Here is a 1,374-nt window from a genome sequence, read left to right on the forward strand (position 1 = left end):
CTAAGATTTCTTATAAATATTTTTCAGTTTAATTTTTGGTTGGTGAATAATTCAGGTTTACTAATATTTCATCTATTTTTTGTTTCCACACTTCCCACGTACCGTTTATAGAAATATTATTGCTACCTATCCTAACCTGTTTGTTTATAGCATATCCATCAGTATTCTTCAAAAATTCGTCTATAAATTCAACGTATTTTTCTGTAAAAATTTTTCTCATTTCATTTTCATACGTTTCTTTACTTTTATTATTTAAATAGTTTTCATATATTGTTTTAATCTCAGAATTACTTAAATTAGGAGAACCTGAAGGAGTATAACAGTAACTATTTGCATAGTTTCTTGCTTCATCGGCTATGATATCTAAAAAATATAGTATTTTGTCGGTACTCGAATCAGCATAATAATATGCCTGATTTTTTTGATGAAAGCTACTGCTCTGTTTTAATGATGCCAATGTCATCTGCATTGCCGCAATGCTTACAGTAAACAATATTGCCAGCATTAAAATAACATAAATCAGTGCAGAACCTTTTTTTCTTTTAACCATACACATCACTCTCATTTTTGTATTTTAGAAAACTCGTATATTTTTTCATCTAAGGGGTTATTCAAATCACTGTTTTTAAAAATTGATATTTTTACATATTCTACCCTTTGATTTTTATCTAAAGAATTAGTAGCTGTCTTTTCTATAAACTCTACATTAGGGTAAACTGATGCTAAATTTACATTACTTGGTTTATTTCTATAATCTACTGTTAAAATTCTATCTATTAAATCATTACCACTATATACACCATCAATTAAAAAATTTATATTATAATCTGTATTATTAACATCAATTAGTAATTTTCCAGAGGGATTTGAAACATTCTTATCAAATACCTCTGCAGATAAATTTGTAAAGGTTTCATCGTCATTTTCCCTTATTTTATTTATTTTTATTTCATATTTAAAAGCACTATTTTCTAATGTTACCTTTATAAATACTCTATTTTTTACTTTTTCTGTGTTTTCAATTCTCTTCTCTTTTTCCAATAACTTTGCATCTAACTTTATATTTCCTTCCAACAACTGCAGTTCGTTTCCATCAACCTTCAACACTAAGTCATAACTGTTATAATCTATACCCTTCATCTGGTATTCTGCCTGTTTAACCCTTTCAAATCTTATTTTATGTTTTTTATCACTATAATCTATTTCTATAAAATTAATATTATTATCTGGATTATCTGGAAATTTAATATCTCCATTTAAATAACTTTCATAGGCATAGTTAAACCTGAATTATTCATGGAATTTATTTAAAAGAGTTCTATAGCCCATATTAACTTAATTTTTTACTAAACTGCATTTCACTTAAAAAGTGAA

At 26.1% G+C, this 1,374-nt stretch carries 2 protein-coding genes; both read right to left on the minus strand.

Annotated elements, in window-relative coordinates:
• Window positions 1-28: 28 nt before the first annotated feature.
• Complete coding sequence (locus BUB63_RS13115; RefSeq protein WP_073250473.1) at window positions 29-550, minus strand: pilus assembly PilX N-terminal domain-containing protein; 522 nt, start codon at window positions 548-550, stop codon at window positions 29-31.
• Between the two features lie 11 nt (window positions 551-561).
• The gene (locus tag BUB63_RS13120; protein ID WP_073250476.1) at window positions 562-1,140 is read right to left on the minus strand and encodes a hypothetical protein; all 579 of its coding nucleotides are present in this window, start codon (window positions 1,138-1,140) and stop codon (window positions 562-564) included.
• Window positions 1,141-1,374 lie beyond the last annotated feature (234 nt).

Origin of the sequence: Caloramator proteoclasticus DSM 10124 (genome assembly GCF_900129265.1) — a bacterium.
Taxonomy (GTDB): domain Bacteria; phylum Bacillota; class Clostridia; order Clostridiales; family Caloramatoraceae; genus Thermobrachium; species Thermobrachium proteoclasticum.